20 protein-coding genes and 4 tRNA genes are annotated in these 20,830 nt (G+C 45.5%); 22 read left to right on the top strand and 2 right to left on the bottom strand.

Annotated features, from left to right (window positions below; translation table 11 throughout):
• Window positions 1-69: 69 nt before the first annotated feature.
• From uvrC to pgsA, 3 genes are all read left to right on the top strand, one after another.
• Window positions 70-1,869: an excinuclease ABC subunit UvrC gene (gene uvrC / locus FTT75_RS12870; RefSeq protein WP_005173083.1), complete on the top strand. Its 1,800-nt coding sequence runs from the start codon at window positions 70-72 to the stop codon at window positions 1,867-1,869.
• Window positions 1,870-1,984: 115 nt separating this feature from the next.
• A complete protein-coding gene (locus FTT75_RS12865) occupies window positions 1,985-2,779 on the top strand; it encodes a thioesterase family protein (RefSeq protein WP_180186601.1) in 795 nt (264 codons plus the stop codon).
• Between the two features lie 107 nt (window positions 2,780-2,886).
• Entirely contained in the window at window positions 2,887-3,474 is a 588-nt protein-coding gene (gene pgsA / locus FTT75_RS12860; RefSeq protein WP_005095228.1) for a CDP-diacylglycerol--glycerol-3-phosphate 3-phosphatidyltransferase, read from the top strand.
• An 863-nt stretch (window positions 3,475-4,337) separates the two neighbouring features.
• Here the strand turns inward: pgsA and FTT75_RS12855 are convergent.
• Both FTT75_RS12855 and argH read right to left on the bottom strand, forming a co-directional pair.
• Window positions 4,338-4,607, bottom strand: a complete 270-nt coding sequence (locus FTT75_RS12855) for an oxidative damage protection protein (protein WP_005095230.1) — start codon at window positions 4,605-4,607, stop codon at window positions 4,338-4,340.
• 29 nt (window positions 4,608-4,636) lie between these two features.
• Window positions 4,637-6,067 (bottom strand): argininosuccinate lyase, encoded by a 1,431-nt coding sequence (argH, locus tag FTT75_RS12850; RefSeq protein WP_180186599.1) that lies wholly within the window; start codon window positions 6,065-6,067, stop codon window positions 4,637-4,639.
• Here argH and FTT75_RS12845 point away from each other — a divergent pair.
• From FTT75_RS12845 to FTT75_RS12755, 19 genes are all read left to right on the top strand, one after another.
• The gene (locus tag FTT75_RS12845) at window positions 6,058-7,212 is read left to right on the top strand and encodes a sensor histidine kinase (protein ID WP_074383921.1); all 1,155 of its coding nucleotides are present in this window, start codon (window positions 6,058-6,060) and stop codon (window positions 7,210-7,212) included. The genes argH and FTT75_RS12845 overlap by 10 nt on opposite strands.
• A 69-nt stretch (window positions 7,213-7,281) precedes the next feature.
• A complete protein-coding gene (locus FTT75_RS12840; RefSeq protein WP_180186597.1) occupies window positions 7,282-8,022 on the top strand; it encodes a LytTR family DNA-binding domain-containing protein in 741 nt (246 codons plus the stop codon).
• 107 nt (window positions 8,023-8,129) lie between these two features.
• Complete coding sequence (gene hemC, locus FTT75_RS12835; protein WP_005095241.1) at window positions 8,130-9,053, top strand: hydroxymethylbilane synthase; 924 nt, start codon at window positions 8,130-8,132, stop codon at window positions 9,051-9,053.
• Entirely contained in the window at window positions 9,053-9,832 is a 780-nt protein-coding gene (locus FTT75_RS12830; protein WP_100356940.1) for a uroporphyrinogen-III synthase, read from the top strand. Before hemC ends, FTT75_RS12830 begins: the two co-directional genes overlap by 1 nt.
• Entirely contained in the window at window positions 9,829-10,665 is an 837-nt protein-coding gene (locus FTT75_RS12825; RefSeq protein ID WP_005173060.1) for a hypothetical protein, read from the top strand. The genes FTT75_RS12830 and FTT75_RS12825 overlap by 4 nt, the downstream gene beginning before the upstream one ends.
• A 6-nt stretch (window positions 10,666-10,671) precedes the next feature.
• Window positions 10,672-11,865, top strand: coding sequence for a hypothetical protein (locus FTT75_RS12820; RefSeq protein WP_100354889.1), 1,194 nt, complete (start codon window positions 10,672-10,674; stop codon window positions 11,863-11,865).
• Window positions 11,866-11,873: 8 nt separating this feature from the next.
• The gene (locus FTT75_RS12815) at window positions 11,874-12,302 is read left to right on the top strand and encodes a thioesterase family protein (protein WP_180186595.1); all 429 of its coding nucleotides are present in this window, start codon (window positions 11,874-11,876) and stop codon (window positions 12,300-12,302) included.
• A 142-nt stretch (window positions 12,303-12,444) separates the two neighbouring features.
• Window positions 12,445-12,771 carry an H-NS family nucleoid-associated regulatory protein gene (locus FTT75_RS12810; protein WP_167381258.1) on the top strand — a complete coding sequence of 109 codons (327 nt, stop codon included), beginning with the start codon at window positions 12,445-12,447 and terminating at the stop codon, window positions 12,769-12,771.
• A gap of 181 nt (window positions 12,772-12,952) precedes the next feature.
• Entirely contained in the window at window positions 12,953-13,696 is a 744-nt protein-coding gene (gene gspN, locus FTT75_RS12805) for a type II secretion system protein N (RefSeq protein ID WP_180001408.1), read from the top strand.
• Entirely contained in the window at window positions 13,696-14,559 is an 864-nt protein-coding gene (locus FTT75_RS12800; protein WP_074383927.1) for a type II secretion system protein N, read from the top strand. Before gspN ends, FTT75_RS12800 begins: the two co-directional genes overlap by 1 nt.
• Before the next feature lie 38 nt (window positions 14,560-14,597).
• A complete protein-coding gene (gspD, locus tag FTT75_RS12795; RefSeq protein ID WP_180096697.1) occupies window positions 14,598-16,850 on the top strand; it encodes a type II secretion system secretin GspD in 2,253 nt (750 codons plus the stop codon).
• Between the two features lie 62 nt (window positions 16,851-16,912).
• Window positions 16,913-17,572: an FHA domain-containing protein gene (locus FTT75_RS12790; protein ID WP_005095259.1), complete on the top strand. Its 660-nt coding sequence runs from the start codon at window positions 16,913-16,915 to the stop codon at window positions 17,570-17,572.
• A gap of 78 nt (window positions 17,573-17,650) precedes the next feature.
• On the top strand, window positions 17,651-18,319 hold the full coding sequence (gene gph / locus FTT75_RS12785; RefSeq protein WP_100329455.1) for a phosphoglycolate phosphatase: 669 nt from the start codon (window positions 17,651-17,653) through the stop codon (window positions 18,317-18,319).
• Window positions 18,320-18,427: 108 nt separating this feature from the next.
• Window positions 18,428-19,921 carry an anthranilate synthase component I gene (trpE, locus tag FTT75_RS12780; protein ID WP_100354883.1) on the top strand — a complete coding sequence of 498 codons (1,494 nt, stop codon included), beginning with the start codon at window positions 18,428-18,430 and terminating at the stop codon, window positions 19,919-19,921.
• A gap of 98 nt (window positions 19,922-20,019) precedes the next feature.
• Window positions 20,020-20,095 (top strand) — tRNA-Thr (locus tag FTT75_RS12775).
• Window positions 20,096-20,149: 54 nt separating this feature from the next.
• Window positions 20,150-20,233 (top strand) — tRNA-Tyr (locus tag FTT75_RS12770).
• A gap of 38 nt (window positions 20,234-20,271) precedes the next feature.
• Window positions 20,272-20,347 (top strand) — tRNA-Gly (locus tag FTT75_RS12765).
• A 17-nt stretch (window positions 20,348-20,364) separates the two neighbouring features.
• A tRNA-Thr gene (locus tag FTT75_RS12760) sits at window positions 20,365-20,439 on the top strand.
• Window positions 20,440-20,589: 150 nt separating this feature from the next.
• The coding region (locus FTT75_RS12755; RefSeq protein ID WP_257220114.1) for a GTP-binding protein at window positions 20,590-20,830 on the top strand (241 nt) is incomplete at its 3' end.

Below are 20,830 nucleotides of genomic sequence, written 5' to 3'. Positions count from 1 at the left end.
TTTTCGCTTGAAAATAACCGAATAATCATCACATATATCTGCAGATTGCATGTAAAAAATAGGCTTTAGGTGAACGAAAACGCACGTCCTCATATCGAGAAAATTCTGGCCAATATGACCAGCCTGCCCGGGGTCTACCGGATGTATGGCAAAGACGGCGAACTGTTGTATGTGGGGAAAGCCAAAAATCTGAAAAACCGGGTCTCCAGCTATTTTGTCAAAACGCTGGATCATCCCAAAACCCAGGCCTTGGTGGCGCGGATTTATGATATTCAGACCTTGGTGGTGCGCTCTGAAACCGAAGCCTTGTTGCTGGAACAGAACCTGATCAAGCTGCATCATCCGCCGTATAACATCATGCTGCGCGATGATAAATCTTATGTCTATATCTTTGTTTCCGCAGATAAACCTTATCCACGACTGGCCAGTGGGCGCGGCAAGGGCAAGCATCAGGTCGGCAAGTTTTTTGGGCCTTATCCAAGTGCCTATACCGCCCGGGATACCTTGGTGGTGCTGCAAAAACTGTTTAATGTGCGTTCCTGTGAAAACAGCTTTTTTGCCAACCGAACCCGTCCCTGTCTGCAATACCAGATCAAGCGCTGTTCGGCGCCCTGTGTCGGATTTATCTCTCCGGAAGACTACAAAGCAGATGTGGATAACTCGATTCGCTTTTTGCAGGGCGATACCAAGGAGCTGAATCAGGAACTGATCGCAAAAATGGAAGCGGCAGCCGAAGCTTTGGAATTTGAAAAGGCCGTGTTCTACCGCGACCGGATGGCACTGCTAAGAGATGTGCAGTCACAGCAGGCGATTTATAAGCTCAAAGGCGAAGCCGATATTTTGTCGATTGCTTATCAGGCCGGGGTGACCTGTGTGCAGATCATGCATGTGCGCAACGGTAAAATGCTTGGCGGAAAAAGCTATTTTCCGGATATGCTCAGTGATGATCTGGGGCAGATGCTGGCCGATTTTATTGCCAATTTCTATTTTCAGGTGGCGGATGAAATTCCGGCCGAGCTGATTGTCAATGTCGAAGTGGCCGATCGCAAGGAACTGGAAGCTGCCCTGTCGCAGCATTTTGATAAAAAAATCCAGATCAAGTCCAAGGTTCGTGAAACCCGCGCGGAATGGCTGGAACTGGCACAAATGAATGTACAGCATGCGATTCAGGGCAAGTTGGCCAATCATTTTGAACTGAATGACCGTTTCCATCAGCTGGAACAGGTGGTCGGCCGCCCGGTGGACCGGATCGAATGTTTTGATATTTCGCATACCATGGGTGAAGACACTATCGCATCTTGTGTGGTATTTGATAGTGGTGGGGTACGTAAACGTGATTATCGTCAGTTTTCCATCCATGACATTCAGGCGGGCGATGACTATGCCGCCATGCGTCAGGCTTTGACCCGTCGTTATAAAAAAGCCATGCTGCCAGATTTACTCCTGATTGATGGCGGCAAGGGGCAACTGCATATGGCGATGGAAGTGATGCAGGAACTAGGGCTGGAGGCCTTTATGGTCGGTGTGTCCAAAGGCGAGGGGCGTAAACCCGGTCTGGAAACCCTGCACTTTACCGATGGTCGCAAGATTCAGTTGCCAGAAGATCATAAGGCACTCCATTTGATTCAGCAGGTGCGGGATGAAGCGCATCGCTTTGCGATTACCAAGCACCGCGCCAAACGCGATAAAAAACGCGGTTCATCGGTACTAGAAGTCATTCCGGGCCTTGGGCCAAAACGCCGTCGTGACCTGTTGACCCATTTTGGCGGGATTCAGGGCGTACTGAAAGCCTCAGAAAGAGATCTGCAACTGGTGCCGGGATTGGGTTCAGTCATGGCACGGATGATCTATAAAGTGCTGCATGAATAATTATCAAGCCCAATGCAAGGGCAAAAGAGCACATTGACGCACGGGTCATTGATCATTCACAGCAGAGCAAGCTTGACTCAATATACTGAGGATCAAGACTCACTGAGGGATCAACATGTCTTTGCAGGCGCTTTATGCACAAATTTCCGAACAGGAATGGGTGGAATTTCCATCAGGATGGTTACAGGGGCGCACCCTGTATGGTGGTCTGGCTGCAGCAATGATGATGCAAAAAGCGGTTATTCAGATCAATGATCCGGCCAAACATCTGCTCAGTTGCAGCGTCACCTTTGTTGGGCCGATCCAACAGGCGAAAGTGCGACTAAGTGCTGAAATTTTGCGGGAAGGTAAGTCGGTCACCACCATCGAAGTGCGTCTATGGCAAGACGAGGTAGTACAAAGTATTCTGATTGCCAGTTTTGGTATCTCGCGTGACTCGGAAATTCAGGTGCAGCAAGAAGAACAGGCACCTGACTATGCTGCACCAGAGCAGCTGTTGCAGATTCCTGCTGGTTATGGCCTGCCAGAATGTTATGACCATTTTGAAATCACCTGGGCGGACGTCAATCTGCCTTGTAGTGCCAGCTCACGTCCGGACTTTGGCGGCTGGTGCCGTTTTCATCCTGAAAAGCATAGTAATCGTGAATTCCTGATCGCTGACCTGATGGCAATTTTCGACATCTGGCCACCTGGTGTACTGCCGATGTTTAAAAGTATGGCACCCGCGAGTAGTCTGACCTGGAGCGTGACTTATGTGCATCCGCTTCAGCATCAACTGCATGATTGGTTTAAATATAAAGTATTTACGGATCATGCTGCGGATGGTTATGCAACCGAGCATGCCTATCTCTGGGATGCAGAAAATCGCCTGATTGCGATGGCAAGACAAACAGTGACGGTGTTTGCCTAGTGACACTGACAGCCAATTCGTATAAAGTGAAGCCTATTAATGATGGATCAAACCTCTAAAAAAGTGTGCATTTTCATCGTACATGAGGGGAACAATTGGCGGTGTCTATGACTACAGGTCGTATCCTGAATATTCCAAATATCTTGACCTTGGCGCGTATCGCTCTTATTCCGGTATTTTTATTGGTGGCTTACTGGCCGCCTGCAATGGGCTTTGAAGCCAACCATTCCGACATGACACGGCATATTATTTTGACCACAATTTTTGTAGTGGCTGCAGTGACGGACTGGTTTGATGGCTATCTGGCTCGAACTTTAAACCAGACCTCTGCTTTTGGCCGTTTTCTCGATCCGGTCGCAGATAAATTGATGGTCGCAGCTGCGCTGATTGTATTGGTGCAATGGCAACCTTCGATGTCGATGGCTTTTGCTGCGATTGTGATTATTTCACGTGAAATTACTGTTTCAGCATTACGTGAATGGATGGCAGAACTGGGTGCACGAACCAATGTTGCAGTATCAACCGTGGGTAAATACAAAACGGCTTTTCAGATGATTGCGATTACCGTGTTTTTGCTGAACTGGCCACCACTGGAAATGCTGGCCTATGCCTTATTGTACACAGCAGTCATCCTGACTTTATGGTCGATGTTTATTTATCTGAAAGCGGCTTGGCCCTATTTGAAACAGCCTTAAGCAAAATTAAAAAATAAGCTCCTTGAAAGGGGCTTTTTTTATGCTCCGAAATTATCAAAATTTGATAAATCACAGGCAAAAAAATACCCAGCCTTTGGGGGAAGAACTGGGATGAAATCGGGGTATTTGTTGCTTATTGTTATAGTTATTCAAAGATATCTCATCTTCTTAAAGCTCATTATAGAGAGACCGTTTTGCAAAATCATATGACTTCTTGTAGCAGATTGTTGCGTTTTGTGATCAGTCTGTATGTAAGATTTACAATCTATAATTTTGATACAAATATGAATGTTTTTCAGCAGGATAGTGGCTGACTATTGGCGGGGGATAGGCTAGGTAAAAATGCTTTTTAATCCTTCAACTTTTGTCTAAAAAGTACAGAATACCGGCCGCCCAATCAAAACCCTGAATTCAAGACATCAATAACTTAGCTTGCTGCTATTACTCTGTTCTTGAAATTCGAAAGCGCTATTGGGGAGAAAGATTTATAATTTCAGAAATGAAAAAGAGCCTCAAAAGAGACTCTTTGCAGATTAAAGCCTACGTGCAGCATAGCTGCTTGTCTTGCGTTCGGGTGGAGCAGTTAGATATACTAAAAAGGAGCCTTTTCAGACCCCTTTATCACATTCGAAACTACGCGCTTCGCTTGTCTTGTGTAATGTTTAGAGCAGCGTATAAAAAAAGAATCTCCAATAATGGAGATTCTTTTAGATTAAAGCCTACGTGCAGCATAGCTGTTTGTCTTGCGTTCGGGTGGAGCAGTATTAGAGATACTAAAAAGGAGCCTTTTCAGACCCCTTTATCACATTCGAAACTACGTGCTTCGCTTGTCTTGCGTAATGTTTAGAGCAGCGCTCTAAACATTACTCAGGCTTTAGCCCTTCAGCTTTTTCCAAAGTTTCGTCATTGCTAAAGAACTTTTCACGTTGTTCTTCTAGAAACTTTTTCGCGTCCGGTTCAAATACGTTTAAACGCTTTTCATTAATCAGCGTAGTCTGGTGTTTGAGCCATTCCTGCCAAGCCTGTTTAGACACATGGTCAAACAGTTCCTGACCCTTGGGGCCTGGGAAGGGTGCAAAGTCCAGGCCTTCCATTTCTTGTTGATACTTACGGCAAAATACTTGTCGAGACATATCAATACTCCGAATTTAAGCTAAAAAAGTTAAGCGTAAAGATTTTCTAAGCGAGTATAAGCACGGGCAATAGCAGCTTCGACTTGCGCAGGTGCAGTTCCACCAATATGGTTACGTGCATTCACAGATGCTTCAAGTGTTAACGCTTTTTCAAATACATCGGCCTGAATCAGGTCAGAGAACTGTTGAAGTTGTTCAAGTGTCAGCTCAGACAAATCTTTCGACTCTGCAACACCCAGTGCTACAGCTTTGCCGACAATTTCGTGCGCATCACGGAATGCAACGCCATTTTTCACCAAGTAATCTGCCAGATCAGTCGCAGTAGAGAAACCACGTAGCGCTGCTTCGCGCATTTCAGCAATGTTTGGAACCAGTGCAGGAATCATGTCGGCAAATGCCATCAATGAACCACGTACCGTATCGATCGCATCAAACAAGGGTTCTTTGTCTTCCTGATTGTCTTTGTTGTACGCCAGCGGCTGGCCTTTCATCAGGGTCAGCAGACTCATCAGGTCGCCATAGACACGGCCGGTTTTACCACGTACCAGTTCAGGTACATCCGGGTTTTTCTTCTGCGGCATGATGGAAGAACCAGTACAGAAACGATCCGGAATATTCACAAATTTGAATTGCGCAGACGTCCATAGAATCAGTTCTTCAGACATACGTGATAAATGCATCATGATTAAAGATGCAGCGGCATTAAATTCAATTGCGAAATCACGATCCGATACTGCATCTAAAGAGTTTTCAGCAACTGCTTCAAAACCTAACAGTTCAGCGGTATAGGCGCGTTCAATCGGGTAAGTCGTTCCCGCAAGTGCAGCAGAACCGAGTGGCATACGGTTGACACGCTTACGGCAATCAATCAGACGCTCTGAATCACGTACCAACATTTCAAACCAAGCCATTAGATGATGACCAAAAGTCACTGGCTGAGCGGTTTGCAAGTGGGTGAAGCCTGGCATGATGGTGTCGGTGTTTTTAGCCGCTAAGCTTAAAATACCTTTTTGTAATTTTTTCAGTAATTCCAGGATGCTATCGATTTCATCGCGTACATAAAGACGGATATCTGTAGCCACCTGGTCATTACGGCTACGGCCAGTGTGTAATTTCTTGCCTGTGATGCCAATACGCTGAGTCAGGCGCGACTCAATGTTCATGTGCACATCTTCTAGGTCAATGCGCCATTCGAACTTACCTGCTTCAATATCGGCTTGAATGGCAGTCAGACCTTCGATGATGTCATCGCGTTCCTGTGCCGTCAGTACGCCTACTTTGGCCAGCATGGTTGCATGGGCAATCGAGCCTGCAATATCCTGTTTATAAAAACGTTGGTCAAATTGAACAGATGCTGTAAATTCAGCAACAAAAGCATCAGTCGCTTCAGAGAAACGACCACCCCACATACCCGAAGTCTGGGCTTGTGATGGATTAGAGGAATTAGAAGATGTGGTCATGTCGGCTCAATCAGATTAAAAGCAGTAGAACGAAAAAGAGTATAACAAATTCAAAGCCCATTGCCGAAGTCACATCTGCTCAATCTTTCGCATCGATAAACGGGCAAACACAAAGTTCCTATTTTTTTAGCCAGATTGGCAATCTTCGCTATTTGCTGGAACTGTTTGTCGGCGGCAATATTCTGGCCATGATTCTAGCGCTCGCAGAAGCACAGTCGTGGCAAGCTTTAAATGCGATGCATCTGCTGCAATATATGCTGTATATCAACTGGGTACTGTTATGTTTTGCAGCACTGGTGGAATTATTCCATCAGGCCTTTCAGCATATGGGGATTAAGCTGGCGCTCATTTCCGGTTTTTTGCTACTACAGGCCATTGTGGTGCTGACCACCATCAGTCTGAATGTTGTGATACATTTTGGAATGAATTTTAATTTTCAGGGCTTAAACCTGGCAATTGCCCTGGATCAGGTTGGGTTACATCTCAGTTTGGGTGTTTTGCTCGGTATGTTTTGTTTTCGCTACCTGTATTTGCGTGAACAATGGGAACAGCAGCAGCATAGTGAACTGAATGCCCGGATTCAGGCCATGCAAGCGCGGATTCAACCGCATTTTCTGTTCAATAGTATGAACAGTGTGATTAGCCTGATCAGCATCGATCCGGATAAAGCCGAACAGATGCTGCTGAATCTGTCCCGCTTATTTCGTGCCAGTTTTCAGGAGTTGAAACTGGTCAGTCTGCAAGAGGAAATTGATCTGTGCCAGCGCTATCTGGAGATTGAGCAGATCCGTTTGGGTGAACGCCTGCAAATCGAATGGAAGTTAGAAAACAAAGACTTATACTCACAAGTACAAATCCCATTATTAACTTTACAACCCTTGTTAGAAAATAGTATTTTCCATGGAGTTGAAAAAATTCTCACAAAGAGTACGATAAGCATATTGGTTGAAATATTGCAAAATCAAATTAATATCATTATTACTAACCCTTATACGCAGGATAATAAAACTTTAAAAAAGGGGCATGGTATTGCAATAGAAAATGTCAGACAGCGTCTGCAAGCTTATTACGGACCCAGTATGACCTTTCAAACCTTTGCCGGCGAAGGGATGTTTACGACGGTAGTGCGATATCAATATAAATAAAAATAAATCAAAGAAATCGCAGTTAGCTTTATCATGTATTTGATCATGTTAACTGGGTAAGGAGGAGCAATGGACATCCTGATTTGTGATGATGAGCCTTTGGCTGTCGAGCGATTATCACGTTTAGTCTCTCAGCTGGGGCATGATGTGGTGGCGACTGCAAGTCATGGTCGTCAAGCGATTGATCTGGCTCACCAATACGAACCCGATGTCATACTATTAGATATTCAAATGCCTGAAATGAATGGCCTTGCTTGTGCGCAGTATTTGCGTCAGCTGGACCCGATGCCGGCAATTATCTTTTGTACGGCCTATGACCAACATGCGCTGGATGCATTTAAATCAAATGCCGAAGGCTACTTGCTTAAACCCGTGATGCAACAGGAATTGGCACAGGTTTTGGAGCACTTAACTAAACTTACCCAAGCTCAGATGAGCCAACTAAAACAAAAAGAAAATATGGACGAAATCAATATCAGCCGCCAGCAGATTGCGGCAAAGACCTATCGTGGTGTCGAATTGGTGCCAGTTGAAAATATCTATTATTTTCTGGCGGATCAGAAATATGTCACTGTACGTCATAAAAACGGCAGTGTATTGATTGATGAAACCTTAAAGGAGTTAGAGCAGGAGTTTGGGAACCAGTTTATCCGGATTCATCGTAATGCCTTGATCTCGGTGCATTATCTGGATGGTCTGGAAGTGGTCAGTTCAGGTCAGTATCAGGTGCGTTGTCGTGAGCTGGACGACCGTTTAGCGGTCAGTCGGCGACATTTGCCATTTTTAAGGGATCGGATTCAAAAGCTATAGCAGGAATCAATGAGAGCATTCAGTTGAAACTTGTATAAATTCACTTGCATTTTAAAGTGAGCAGGTTAAGTTTAGACTATTGTTCTCATTTACTGTTATTGAAATTTATGAAGACCCTAAAAATTGCAACTCGACAAAGTCCACTTGCGCTTTGGCAAGCGGAACATATCCGTGCGCGCCTACAAGATTTGCACGCTGGTTTGCAGGTCGAGTTAGTCACTTTTGTTACACAGGGCGATAAAATCCTAGATACGCCGCTGGCCAAAATTGGTGGTAAAGGTCTATTTGTAAAAGAATTAGAAGCTGCTTTACTCGATGGTCGTGCCGATCTGGCCGTACATTCCATGAAGGATGTACCGATGGCATTGCCGGAAGGGCTGAGCCTTGCGGTGATCTGTGAGCGTGAAGATCCACTGGATGCCTTTGTCTCGAATACCTATGCCAGCTTTGATGAATTGCCACAGGGCGCCAAAGTGGGCACTTCCAGTTTGCGCCGTAAAACCCAGATTTTAAAACAGCGTCCTGATCTCGAAATCATTGATTTGCGCGGGAATGTCGGTACACGTTTGTCCAAGCTGGATGCCGGTCAGTATGATGCGATTATTCTGGCCAGTGCCGGTTTGAAACGTTTAGGTCTGGCAGAACGTATTCGTCATACTCTGACTCCTGAAATCAGTCTACCGGCCGTAGGTCAAGGTGCACTGGGGCTGGAATGCCGTACCCATGATCAGGCGGTACTGGACTTGATTCAGCCATTATTACATGCAGAAACGGATGCCTGCGTGCGTGCTGAGCGTGCCTTTAATGCCTATCTGGAAGGCGGATGTCAGGTGCCGATTGCCGGCTATGCCACGCTCCAGAATGATGTGATTTCAATCGAAGGTCGCGTTGGCAGTGTTGATGGAACGGTTTTGCTGCGTGCACAGCACACTGGAAAAATTGCAGAAGCTGAACAGTTAGGGGTGGAATTGGCCAAAAATTTACTCGATCAAGGTGCAGGCGAGTTGCTGAAAGCACTTTATTCAAACTGATGTTACTGATTAATACCCGTCCGAGTGAGCGTGCTGCGAGTTTGACTCAGCAGTTACAGGCAGCGCAGATTTCTGTACTAGAATTGCCTTTGCTGGAATTGCATGCACAGCCTTATTCCGACGAGCTGTTACGCTTGTATCGCCAGCTGGATCAGGCCAAAATCATTGTGGTGGTCAGTCCGACTGCCGCCCAGATTGGCATGCAATATTTACAGCAAGCGGAAATTATCTTATCGCGCTTGGCAGATGTGCAATGGGTGGCGGTGGGTAAAGCCACTGAGCAGGCGCTGGCTGGTTATGGTATTCAAAGTCATGTGCCTGAACTTGAAACTTCGGAAGGCATGTTGCAATTACCCGTGTTAAGGCAACTGCCTGCTGGCTCAGCTGTGGCCTTCTGGCGCGGAGAAGGCGGCCGTCAATTTATGATGGATCATCTGCGCGCAAATAATATCAAAATTTTGAATTTTATTTTATATCGGCGGCAATGCCCCGCAAGCACAGCAATGATTTTGGCAGAAAACCTGGCATTGCTTGAAGCGCAGCAGCGCTTTGCCGTGCTAATCAGCAGTGAAGCAAGCTGGTTAAACTGGCTGACATTAATGCAGGATAATTCGGATTTAATGCATCAGGCCCGTTATTTGGTTTTGGGGCCGCGTTTGGCCACTCTTCTTGGGGAATATCAACAGCAGCATCAGGCAGGGTTTGAATTTGTGCAAATTGATGATTTAGAGGCGAATACGATCTTGCAAAAAATGAGGCTGATACTAGGGAACGCATGAAGAAACTATTTATTGTATTTTTCATTTTGAGTGTGGTGTGGCTCATCAAACTCAGCTATGACCTTTATGTTCTCAATGCAGCGCAGACTGAACTTCATCAAGGTGTTAAACAGTTGCACCAGCAAAATGCCAATCTCAATGATCAGTTTGTGGCATTAAAACGCCAGTTTACCGCCCAGCAGCAAAATGCAGGCGCTCCCTCAGCTCAGGCAGCAGCTGCAGTGCTAACTGCTGACACGCAGAATGATATTGCTCTCGTACAACAGCAGCTGGATCTGATTGAATTTGCACTACAACAGCAACAATATGCCACCGCCATTGAAAAACTAAACCACCTGCAGAATGAGTTGGATGAGTATGTCTTGGCGCCCGCCTTGGTCAGTAGTCTGCAGCAAGTGATTGCGAAAGATCAGGACATGCTGAAAAAATTCGTCAATAGTCGCTTGGTGCAGCAAAATAAATTAAAAGAAGTATTGATGCAGATGGATGCTGAAATTGAAAAAGAAATTCAGGCTCCGCATCTTCAAAGTTTGGAAACTCAACGCTCTTTCTGGCAGCGCTGGATTCAGATCGAAGCTGCAGAGCAGCCGAGTACCGTATTAATGCAACGGCATCTGGTATTGAAAGAAGCTCAGTTGCGCTTGCTCATTGCACAAAATACGTTGCAGCAAGATCAATCTGTCGCCTTTCAGCAAGCGTTGAATGCGGTGATTGATGTCTTGGAGCAATTACCGGATGCACGTAGTCAGTACTGGATTCAGCAGTTGCATCAAATCAAGGCCACACCGGTCACTCCAACGCCTTTATTAAATACACGCACCTTAGTTGGCTAATTGCTTATGAAACAGATTTTGCTGGCCTATTTATTTATCTGCCTACTGGGTATAGCGGGGCTGAGCATCCTGAGTTATGGGCATGGGGCCGGCTATGTCTATTTATATTGGCGTGAGTGGCAGTTACAAACCACATTGTGGTTTTTGGCGGCCTCACTGGTCACGTTCAGTTTTCTGATTCATTGCCTCTGGTACGCGATCAAACAGTATCGCAGCCGTGAACAGCGTAAAAATGAAACCGTATTTAGTTTTGCCCATTTACATCCTTATGAACAACTGGCTGTGATCTGGTTATTAAATGCGGCTCAGGATCAACGGGATTTTATTCAGCAGTCTTTTAGCAAGTCGGGCTTACTCAAACATATTATTGATGCACGATTATCTTGGGGGCAACAGCAATATACAGATGCCTTGACTGCTTTAAATCAGTCTAACCCGATGGCATTTGAGTTGGCAGAATTGCAGCGAATTGAAATTTATTTATCGCAACAGCACGGTGAGCAAGCACTGACTCATTTAGAATTTTTAAATCAGCATGAATTATCACCATGGTTAATACAGGTGAAACCAGCCTATGAACAGCGACTCACCACATTATGGGGTGTATTTGCCCTACAGTTTCCCTGGTTATATTTACGCTCGACTAAATATGGACATTTAGAACAAGAAGTAAAAAAAATATGGCTTGAACAATTATTATTAGCCTATGATCAGGCCACACAAGATGATTTAATTTATTTACAACAGCGTTATTTAGATTTAAAAAAGCAAGTATTTGATCGTGACTATACAGTCAAGTTATTATGGTTGAAATTATTATTCAGAATACCTGAAATGAGTGCCGAACATGAAACAATGGCAATTCATTTATTAGAGCAACAATTTAATCAGGACGTATTTTATTTGTGGTTTCAACAGCAATTGTTACGGCAGAACCCGGATTATGATCATATTGCACAGCAGATTTCGCATTGGGAAACCAAGTATCCGGCATTACCGATTTTGAGTTTTGCAAAATGGCATGTGTTACAGGCCACCGGTTATACAGAGGAAGCCCAGCATTTGCTTGACTTATATCCTGATGATATTCGTATGAGTTATTTGAGAATTAAAGCGGCCTTACAAGACCGTGAAGACTTGCTCCAGCAGTTAAATGCAGTATTTGAATCCAATGTAAACTTTATCGAAATTAAAATTTGAGAATCATCATGTCAGAATTACAACAATATCCAGTGGTTTATGCACAGAGCGTGGCATGGGGAGATATGGATGCATTGGGCCATGTGAATAATGCCATGTATTATCGTTATATAGAAAATGCACGTCTGGCTTATCTGGATGCATTGGATTTACTGAATGAATCGGTCTCTACGGTGGTCTCTTCAAATCAGTGCCGTTATTTAAAACCGGTGGTTTTTCCAGATCATTTAAAAATTGCAGCACGTATTGAAGAGATCCGAAATAGTGCATTCCGCATGCATTATTTATTATGGAGTGAAAAACAGCAAAGTATAGTGGCAACTTCGGAAGCGGTTATTGTTTGTATTGATCAAAAAACCCTGCAGAAAACTCAAATTCCAGAATATATCCGAAAGAAAATCGAAGCACTTGAATTAACAGCCGGACATGAAATCTAAAAAATGAATTGATTATTTAATTTTGTCATTATTTCTAAACTTTATTGTTATTGATTTAAATATTTATATTGAATGTTTTATTTAATATAAATATGATGGGGTATTATTTAACAAAACAAATAATATTATTTAATCGGAGAGCATTATGCCAGATATTACTCATTTATCAGTAGAAGAGTTAAAGCGTTTACAAGCCGAAGCAGAATCACTGATTGCTTCAAAAAAAGACCAAGAGATCGAAGATGCTTATCAGCAAATCTTGGCCGTTGCTGACAAAGTAGGTATGACGGTTGAACAGTTACTTGAATTTGGCGCGTCTAAACGCAAGAAATCATCACGTAAATCAGTGGAGCCACGTTATCGTAGCAAAAGCAACCCAGATGATACCTGGACGGGTCGTGGCAAGCAGCCGCGCTGGTTGGTGGCAGAGCTGGACAAAGGTGCCAAGCTTGAAGATTTCTTGATCTAAGCCTCGATTTGATCTCGTCATTAGGCTGTCATACAGACAGTCTAAGATTGCTGAACCAAGCATGATTGCTTGGTTTTTTTATATCTATGAATTGGCGTTGGGAAAAAAGTGTGCATAATGTGTCTGTATAAGGAAAACATTATAAATGGGGATTTAGACTTGAGATATTGGTCGTGGTGGGATGAGCAATAAACCTAAAACTTTAAAATGGTTCATCCTTGCTCTTGTGGCGTTTTTTATCTTTGTGATCCTGCAAGTGCCAGCTGCCTGGTTGATTTCAAAATTTTATAAAAATAATCAGGCCTTGCACAATGTAAACGGGAATATCTGGCAGGGCAGTGCTGACTGGAAAAAAGGTAATTTGCGGGGCAGCCTGAACTGGAAAGTACGGCCATTGGACTTGCTGTTGCTGCGAGTTGGGGCAGATGTTGAATTGCATAGCGGCAATACTCAGCTTTCAGGGATCATGGGCTATGGGCTGAATAAAGCCTTGATCGTCAAAAATCTTGAGGGTCAGCTCGCGCCGGAAACCTTAAAAAAAGTGGCAGACTGGCAATGGCCAGCGACTGCTATTCAGTTTAAAGAGCTGGATTTTAAATATAAACAGGAACAAGGCTTCAGTCAGGTGACCGGGCAAATGCAATGGGCGGGTGGTGAGCTGATTTATAGCTTTGCCCAGCGTCAGGAACGTATGAATGTACCGGCCATGACCGGACAACTGGCAGATGAGAGCGGACAGCTCTTACTCGACGTTCGGGATAACCGAGAGCAACGTATGCTGAATATAAAGCTTGATCCCAGTCTGATGCTCGATATCCAGCTTACCCAGCGCTTTTTAATGAATGCACCCTCCTATGAAGGTAAAGCTGGCCTGGATACTTATGTGATTAGTACCCGCCAACCCCTAATGGGAGGCTTGAACTAATGGCCATTTCTCTTGGCGATCTAAAAAATATCGATCTGAAACAGGCCAATCGTGTTGCGCCTGTCGTGTTGCTGTTGTTGATTCTATATTTATGCTGGAAACTGGCGGCCATGTTCTGGTTGCTGATTGCACCACCTCAAGCTATGCAGCTGGATCGGGTGGAACTGGGTTCACAACAGGCGCAAATCCCCAATATCAGTGCATTTTCGCTGTTTCAGGAAAGTGGACAAACAGCGGCAGGAGCAGAAGCTGCCAATATTCTTTTGCAAGGCGTGGTGGTTGCCAGTCCAAGCTATAACTCTTCTGCGGTGCTGAAAGTCAATGATCAGGTGGATCGTTATCGCGTTGGAGAAATGCTGGGCAGTAGTGGTTTTGAGCTGGCCGAGGTCTATTGGGATCGGGTCATTCTGCGCAGAGCAACCGGTGCCACTCATGAAGTGTTATTCAAGGGGCTGGAAAATGGCTTGAATCAGCCGATCGTGCCGGCAACCCCAGCATCTAATACGATGTCTGCTCCATCTTCGATTATGAATAGCGCAGCTGAAGCACAAAATCTGCCTTCAGCGCAAAATGAAATCGGTCGGGCAATCCAGCAGATGCAGGAAAACAAGGATCAGTATTTACAGAATATGGGGGTCAGTGCGTCGGATGGAGGCTTTGAAATCACTTCCCGGACACCAGCTGCACTGCGTAATCGACTCGGTTTAAGACCGGGAGACCGGATTTTATCTTTAAACGGTCAGACGCTATCGCAGGGGCAAACCGAGGCGCAATTACTGGAACAGGCTCGACGTGAAGGTCAGGTCAAACTCGAAATAAAACGTGGTGATCAGACGATGACCATACAACAAGATTTGAAGTGATGTGTCATCACGCATAGGGTTAGGAAACACAAAAGTTTATGGCTTTATTTAATAATAATCGATCAGCATGGGCATGCTGTGTGGCCGCCCCGCTCGTAGCAATGATCAGTACGGCGGGTTATGCGCAAACCTGGAAAATCAACCTGCGGGATGCTGACCTCACCGCATTCATTAATGAAGTGGCTGACATTACCGGCAAGAACTTCGCAGTCGATCCGCGGGTGCGTGGTAATGTTACCGTTATTTCCAATAAAGCACTGAATAAAAATGAAGTCTATGACCTGTTTTTAGGTGTGCTCAATGTCAATGGTGTGGTGGCGATTCCTTCGGGCAATACCATCAAGCTGGTACCGGACAGCAATGTCAAAAGCTCGGGCATTCCCTATGATGCCAGAAGCCGTGCCAGTGGTGACCAGATCGTGACTCGGGTATTGTGGCTGGAAAATACCAATCCGAATGATCTGATTCCAGCACTGCGCCCTTTGATGCCGCAATTTGCCCATCTGGCAGCAGTGCCGGGCACCAATGCGCTGATCGTATCAGATCGGGCCAATAATATTTATCAGCTGGAAACCATCATTCGTAATCTGGATGGCACCGGTCAAAATGATATGGAAGCGGTCAGTCTACAATCGAGTCAGGCCGAGGAAATGATCGAGCTGATCGAGTCCATGACAGCCACGGGTGCAGCCAAAGATGTTCGTGGTTCGCGGGTACGTGTCATCGCAGATACCCGCACCAACCGGATTATCATTAAAGGTGATCCGACAACGCGTAAGCGGCTGCGTCAAATGATTGAAACTTTGGATGTGCCGGCGGCAGACCGTCTGGGCGGCTTGAAAGTCTTTCGTTTGAAATATGCCAGTGCCAAGAATCTGGCAGAGATCTTGCAGGGACTGGTGACAGGGCAGGCGGTGAACAGTAGTTCAAATTCCACTAGCACGTCTTCGGGTTCATCTTCCCTGAGTTCGAATAACAGTTTAAGCAATAACAACAGTAGCAACACCAGCGGAAATAATACTTCCTCCGCTATTCAGTTGAATACCGGCATGAACACCGAGCAGGGTGGAATTAGCAGCTTTAGCGCAAATGGGGTGAGTATTATTGCCGATGCCACGCAAAACTCTTTGGTGGTTAAGGCCGATCCACAATTGATGCGGGAAATCGAATCAGCAATTAATCAGCTGGATATTCGCCGTCAACAGGTACTGATTGAAGCTGCCATTATCGAAGTAGAAGGTACAGATGCCGATCAGCTTGGGGTGCAATGGGCCTTGGGAGATATCAGTAGCGGTATCGGGCTGATTAACTTTGATAATTTTGGTACCAGCCTAAAAAATGTGGCAGCCGGTTATCTCACCGGCGGTGGTGCAGGTGCTGCAAGTACCGTGGGAGCTGGGACTTCGTTGGTGCTTGGTGATTATCGTGAAGGCAGTGATGGTTCACGCCGTCTGTATGGTGCGCTGATTCAGGCCTTAAAAGAAAGCACCAAGTCCAATCTGTTGTCTACGCCATCCATTGTGACCATGGACAACGAAGAAGCCTATATTGTGGTCGGTGAAAACGTACCCTTTGTGACAGGCTCGGTTTCAACTGGCGCTGCTGGGGTGGCCAATCCCTATACCACGATTGAACGTAAAGATGTCGGGGTCACTTTAAAAGTGGTGCCGCATATTGGTGAAGATGGTACGGTGCGTCTGGAAGTGGAGCAGGAAGTATCGGCTGTTAATCGGGATCGTGGACAAGCGCAGGATCTGGTGACCAGCAAGCGTGCGATTAAAACTTCGATTCTGGCTGAAAATGGGCAAACCATTGTGCTGGGTGGTCTGATTTCGGATAACACCAGTTATGGCCGTCAGGCAGTTCCGGGTCTGGGCGCAATCCCTGGTCTTGGGCGTTTATTCCGTTCTGAAGGTAAATCTAATCAGAAACGTAATCTGCTGATCTTCATCCATCCAACGATTGTGGGGGATAAAAATGAAGTCAGTAAACTGACCCAGCAACGTTATAGCCAACTGTATAGTCTGCAACTGGCCCTGGATGCTGATGGTAATTTTGCCAAGCTGCCGGAACAGGTCAGTGATGTCTATCAACAGCGTATTCCGGTTTCGAAAACACCTTTACAAAATTCGTCTTATCAAACTGTGCCGACTGCTCCGGTGCCGACTCAGCCAGCTGCTGTGGTAGTCACGCCTGTCGCGATTGAGCCTGTGTTGCAGTCACAACCCGGACAACACGTCGAAAAGCGTAAGAATACCGTGACCACCACAACACTTAGACCGAAAAGCTAAGTGATGTAGCATGAACAAACAGCATGTTATGATAATGTCAAAGAGAAAAGAGAAGTAAATTCATGACTTGGAAAATACACGCGATTACAGGTGACTTGACAGGGCAAGAGATTAGCATTGACCGTGATATGCTGGTGGGACGTCATCAGGCCGCAGACATTGTGTTGCAGGCCGCAGAGATCTCGCGCAAACATGCTGCTTTCTTGCTCAAAGATGATGCGCTCTGGGTACAGGACTTAGGATCATCGAATGGCACTTTCGTCAATGATGTGCAGATTGCACAGGAAACGTTATTAAAACAGGATGATATCGTTCAGTTTGCCAGCCTGAAATTTTCCGTGTTGGCGCCTGTGGCTGCGGTAGAAGTTCCAGCAGAAATAGAAGCCACGGCAGAAAAAGTCGTGGCACAGGTTGAAGTGACTGAACCAACGCCAGCACAACAAATGAATGAGCAGGGTATACCGGAACTGACGCAGCGAGATGCCTCAGTCCAGCTGACCCGAGATGGCATGCCAACCCATGTCGGGATTCCAAAACCAGCGCCGATTCCTGAAGGCGTCGATCTTGCTGCAGTGAAACCAGAACCTACGCCAATGCCGGTTGAGCAGCCTGTGTCACGGGTAGAGCAGGAAAAAGAAACCCAGAAAAATGTGTCTGTTGGTTTGATTTCAGTGATTGTATTGATTATTTTGGCAATTATGGCTTGGGTAATGTTTAAATAAGCCGATGATTGGTTACAATCAAGGCATGCACAGCGCATGCCTTTTTTGTGGCTGCGAATAATATAAAAGAGGGTCGGGATGTCTATTGCACAATTAGAACAGCGTGAACTGATCTTGTTTGATCTGGATGGTACTTTGGTTGATTCGGCGCATGACCTGTATCGTGCCATGAATATGAGCCTGAATGTGTTGCAATTGCCTTTGGTCACGGAAGAGCAGGTTCGTACCTGGGTGGGCAAGGGCACCTCGATATTTTGTGAAAGTGTATTGCTACATCTGGTCGGTGAAGTTACACCCGCACAGCATCAGGAGCTGCTGAATACTTTTCTGGATATTTATAATGTTGATCCTTGTGTCGACACGGTTCCATTTCCCGGAATTCTGAAGTTTCTCGACTGGGCCAAAGCGCAGGGCAAAACCCTGATCTGCGTCACCAATAAGCCGGAGCTTCCTGCTTGTGCTATTTTAGAGACATTGGATATGGCACATTATTTTGCCGAGACCATTGGTGGCGACCGTTTTAGCGAGCGTAAACCGCATCCGCGTCAATTATTACACTGTGTCGAACAGTATGGTGTAACGAAAGAACAGGTGTTACTGATCGGGGATTCTTCCAATGATGTGGAGGCTGCACGTCGCGCCGGGATTGATTGTATTGTGGTGAGCTACGGCTATAATCACGGTGAAAATATAGCAGACTGTCATCCTCAAGAAATTGTAGATGATCTACGTGAATTGCTTGCTTAATTAGGGTGTTAGGAAAATAAAATGAATAGTGATCAGGTTTTTCGATGGCGTCGCTCAGTTCAAGTCTATTTATACACTGAGTAAACCAAATTTAAAGAGAAAAACCGCATGACCACACAAGCACAATTCCAGCAACTTGCTGCACAAGGCTATAACCTGATTCCAGTGTACCGTCAGCGTCTGGCCGATACGGATACCCCACTTTCTATTTTCGCGCGTCTTAAGCAGCATCAGCAGGCTTATCTGTTTGAATCTGTCGAAGGTGGAGAAAACTGGGCACGCTATTCGATTATTGGGCTGGGCGAATCTACGGTATTTTCCTGTAATGCCGGTGAACTGACGGTACAGCATGCGGACGGCTCGATTGAAAAGCAGCACTGTGCAGATCCTTTTCACTATATTCGTGACTTTCAGGCTCAGTTTAAAGTGCCGACCCAACAGGACTTACCTGCATTGCCAAGCTTCACTGGCGGTCTGGTGGGCTACTTTGGTTATGATGCCGTGCGTTATATTGAACCCAAACTCAAAAATGTGCCTGAAGCAGATCCGGTTGGCTTGCCTGATATCTGGATGATGTTGTCTAAAACCGTCATTGTCTTTGACAATTTAAAAGATACCTTATTTCTGATTGTGCATGCCGATGCAGCTGACCCGATTGCTTATGAAAAAGCACATGAACAATTGAATGAATTGGAAAATATTCTGGCAACACCGATTAGCCTGAAAGCTGAAAAACATAGTCCGCCACATTTTGAATCTCTAACCGGACATGACAACTTTATTGCCTCGGTTGAAAAGGTCAAAGAATATATTCGTGCTGGCGATGTGATGCAGGTGGTGCCCGGGCATCGTATGGTGTCAGATTTCGATGGTGATCCCTTACAGGTCTATCGTGCGCTACGTCATCTGAATCCTTCGCCGTATCTGTTTCTGGTACAAGGGCAAACCTTGGAAAACAATACACCGTTCCATATTGTCGGTTCATCACCAGAAATTTTATCGCGTTTGGAAAATGGCATTGCCACAGTGCGTCCTTTAGCAGGCACACGACCACGTGGCAAAACCAAGGAAGAAGATCTGGCCCTTGAGCAAGACTTGCTCTCTGATGAAAAAGAAATTGCCGAACATGTCATGCTGATTGACTTGGGGCGCAATGACGTCGGACGCATTGCAAAAATTGGTAAAGTTCAAGTGACTGATCGAATGGTGATCGAACGTTATTCGCATGTCATGCATATTGTCTCGAATGTACAGGGTGAAGTGCGTGACGATGTCGATGCCTTGGATGTTTTCAAGGCAACTTTCCCTGCCGGTACGCTTTCAGGTGCACCAAAAATTCGTGCCATGGAAATTATTGACGAAGTTGAGCCGGTAAAACGTGGAATTTTTGGTGGCGCTGTCGGTTATTTAGGCTGGCATGGTGAAATGGACATGTCGATTGCGATTCGTACCTGTGTGATCCGTGAAAATAAGGTCTATGTTCAGGCCGGAGCAGGGCTGGTTGCCGACTCAAATCCCGAATCTGAATGGAATGAAACCCAAATAAAAGCTCGCGCAGTGATCAAAGCGGTTGAATTATCATCAAATGGTTTGATTTTATGAGTTTTTGGGGTTTTTTTTGAAAAAAACACTTGCATGGTTTGTGAGTTTTGCTAAACTGCACACCGTTCCGATACGAAACGTACGAAACACTAAGAAACGCCGGCATAGCTCAGTTGGTAGAGCAACTGACTTGTAATCAGTAGGTCCACAGTTCGAATCCGTGTGCCGGCACCATCTTAGAGAGTTTCAAGGGTTGAGTAAAGAACAGCACTGATGTAAGTGTAAAATGGTGAGGTTCCCGAGCGGTCAAAGGGGGCGGACTGTAACTCCGCTACGAAAGTTTCGAAGGTTCGAATCCTTCCCTCACCACCAATTTTAATACTTCAATAAGTGGTTTGTACCAACATCGTGCGGGAGTAGCTCAGTTGGTAGAGCGGTAGCCTTCCAAGCTGCATGTCGCGAGTTCGACCCTCGTCTCCCGCTCCATTGAAGTGCTAATATTTGCTCTTATAGCTCAGTGGTAGAGCACTCCCTTGGTAAGGGAGAGGTCTCGAGTTCAAATCTCGATAAGAGCTCCAGATTACAGTTTAGCAATTTTTATTGCACAATATTCCAGAAGCAGGCTATTTAGTCTGCTTTTCAAGTATTTGGTATTTGGTTTTTTAAAACGACATGTCGGAACTGGGTTTTACTCAGAATTGTGTTCGACGTAAACGAGGAGTATTAACATGGCTAAGGCTAAGTTTGAACGTAATAAGCCACACGTTAACGTGGGCACAATTGGTCACGTCGACCATGGTAAAACAACTTTAACAGCTGCGATTGCAACTGTATGTGCGAAAAAATTCGGTGGCGAAGCGCGTGATTACGCTGCAATCGACTCTGCACCAGAAGAAAAAGCACGTGGTATTACAATTAATACTTCACACGTAGAATACGATTCTCCAACTCGTCACTACGCTCACGTAG

The sequence above is a fragment of the Acinetobacter sp. YH01008 genome (assembly GCF_013420435.1).
In the GTDB taxonomy this organism is placed as follows: Bacteria; Pseudomonadota; Gammaproteobacteria; order Pseudomonadales; family Moraxellaceae; genus Acinetobacter; species Acinetobacter pseudolwoffii.
The sequence above is the reverse complement of the archived record's forward strand: the minus strand, read 5'-3'. Positions and strand labels throughout refer to the sequence as shown.

Bases quoted from the DNA above. Each gene is read 5' to 3' on its own strand.
- hemC (WP_005095241.1), top strand. From the start codon at position 8,130: ATGAAGACCCTAAAAATTGCAACTCGACAAAGTCCACTTGCGCTTTGG.
- pgsA (WP_005095228.1), top strand. From the start codon at position 2,887: ATGACTACAGGTCGTATCCTGAATATTCCAAATATCTTGACCTTGGCG.
- trpE (WP_100354883.1), top strand. From the start codon at position 18,428: ATGACCACACAAGCACAATTCCAGCAACTTGCTGCACAAGGCTATAAC.
- gph (WP_100329455.1), top strand. From the start codon at position 17,651: ATGTCTATTGCACAATTAGAACAGCGTGAACTGATCTTGTTTGATCTG.
- argH (WP_180186599.1), bottom strand. From the start codon at position 6,067: ATGACCACATCTTCTAATTCCTCTAATCCATCACAAGCCCAGACTTCG.
- FTT75_RS12845 (WP_074383921.1), top strand. From the start codon at position 6,058: ATGTGGTCATGTCGGCTCAATCAGATTAAAAGCAGTAGAACGAAAAAG.
- FTT75_RS12825 (WP_005173060.1), top strand. From the start codon at position 9,829: ATGAAGAAACTATTTATTGTATTTTTCATTTTGAGTGTGGTGTGGCTC.
- FTT75_RS12820 (WP_100354889.1), top strand. From the start codon at position 10,672: ATGAAACAGATTTTGCTGGCCTATTTATTTATCTGCCTACTGGGTATA.
- FTT75_RS12815 (WP_180186595.1), top strand. From the start codon at position 11,874: ATGTCAGAATTACAACAATATCCAGTGGTTTATGCACAGAGCGTGGCA.
- FTT75_RS12865 (WP_180186601.1), top strand. From the start codon at position 1,985: ATGTCTTTGCAGGCGCTTTATGCACAAATTTCCGAACAGGAATGGGTG.
- FTT75_RS12790 (WP_005095259.1), top strand. From the start codon at position 16,913: ATGACTTGGAAAATACACGCGATTACAGGTGACTTGACAGGGCAAGAG.
- FTT75_RS12855 (WP_005095230.1), bottom strand. From the start codon at position 4,607: ATGTCTCGACAAGTATTTTGCCGTAAGTATCAACAAGAAATGGAAGGC.
- gspN (WP_180001408.1), top strand. From the start codon at position 12,953: ATGAGCAATAAACCTAAAACTTTAAAATGGTTCATCCTTGCTCTTGTG.
- FTT75_RS12840 (WP_180186597.1), top strand. From the start codon at position 7,282: ATGGACATCCTGATTTGTGATGATGAGCCTTTGGCTGTCGAGCGATTA.
- gspD (WP_180096697.1), top strand. From the start codon at position 14,598: ATGGCTTTATTTAATAATAATCGATCAGCATGGGCATGCTGTGTGGCC.
- FTT75_RS12830 (WP_100356940.1), top strand. From the start codon at position 9,053: ATGTTACTGATTAATACCCGTCCGAGTGAGCGTGCTGCGAGTTTGACT.
- FTT75_RS12800 (WP_074383927.1), top strand. From the start codon at position 13,696: ATGGCCATTTCTCTTGGCGATCTAAAAAATATCGATCTGAAACAGGCC.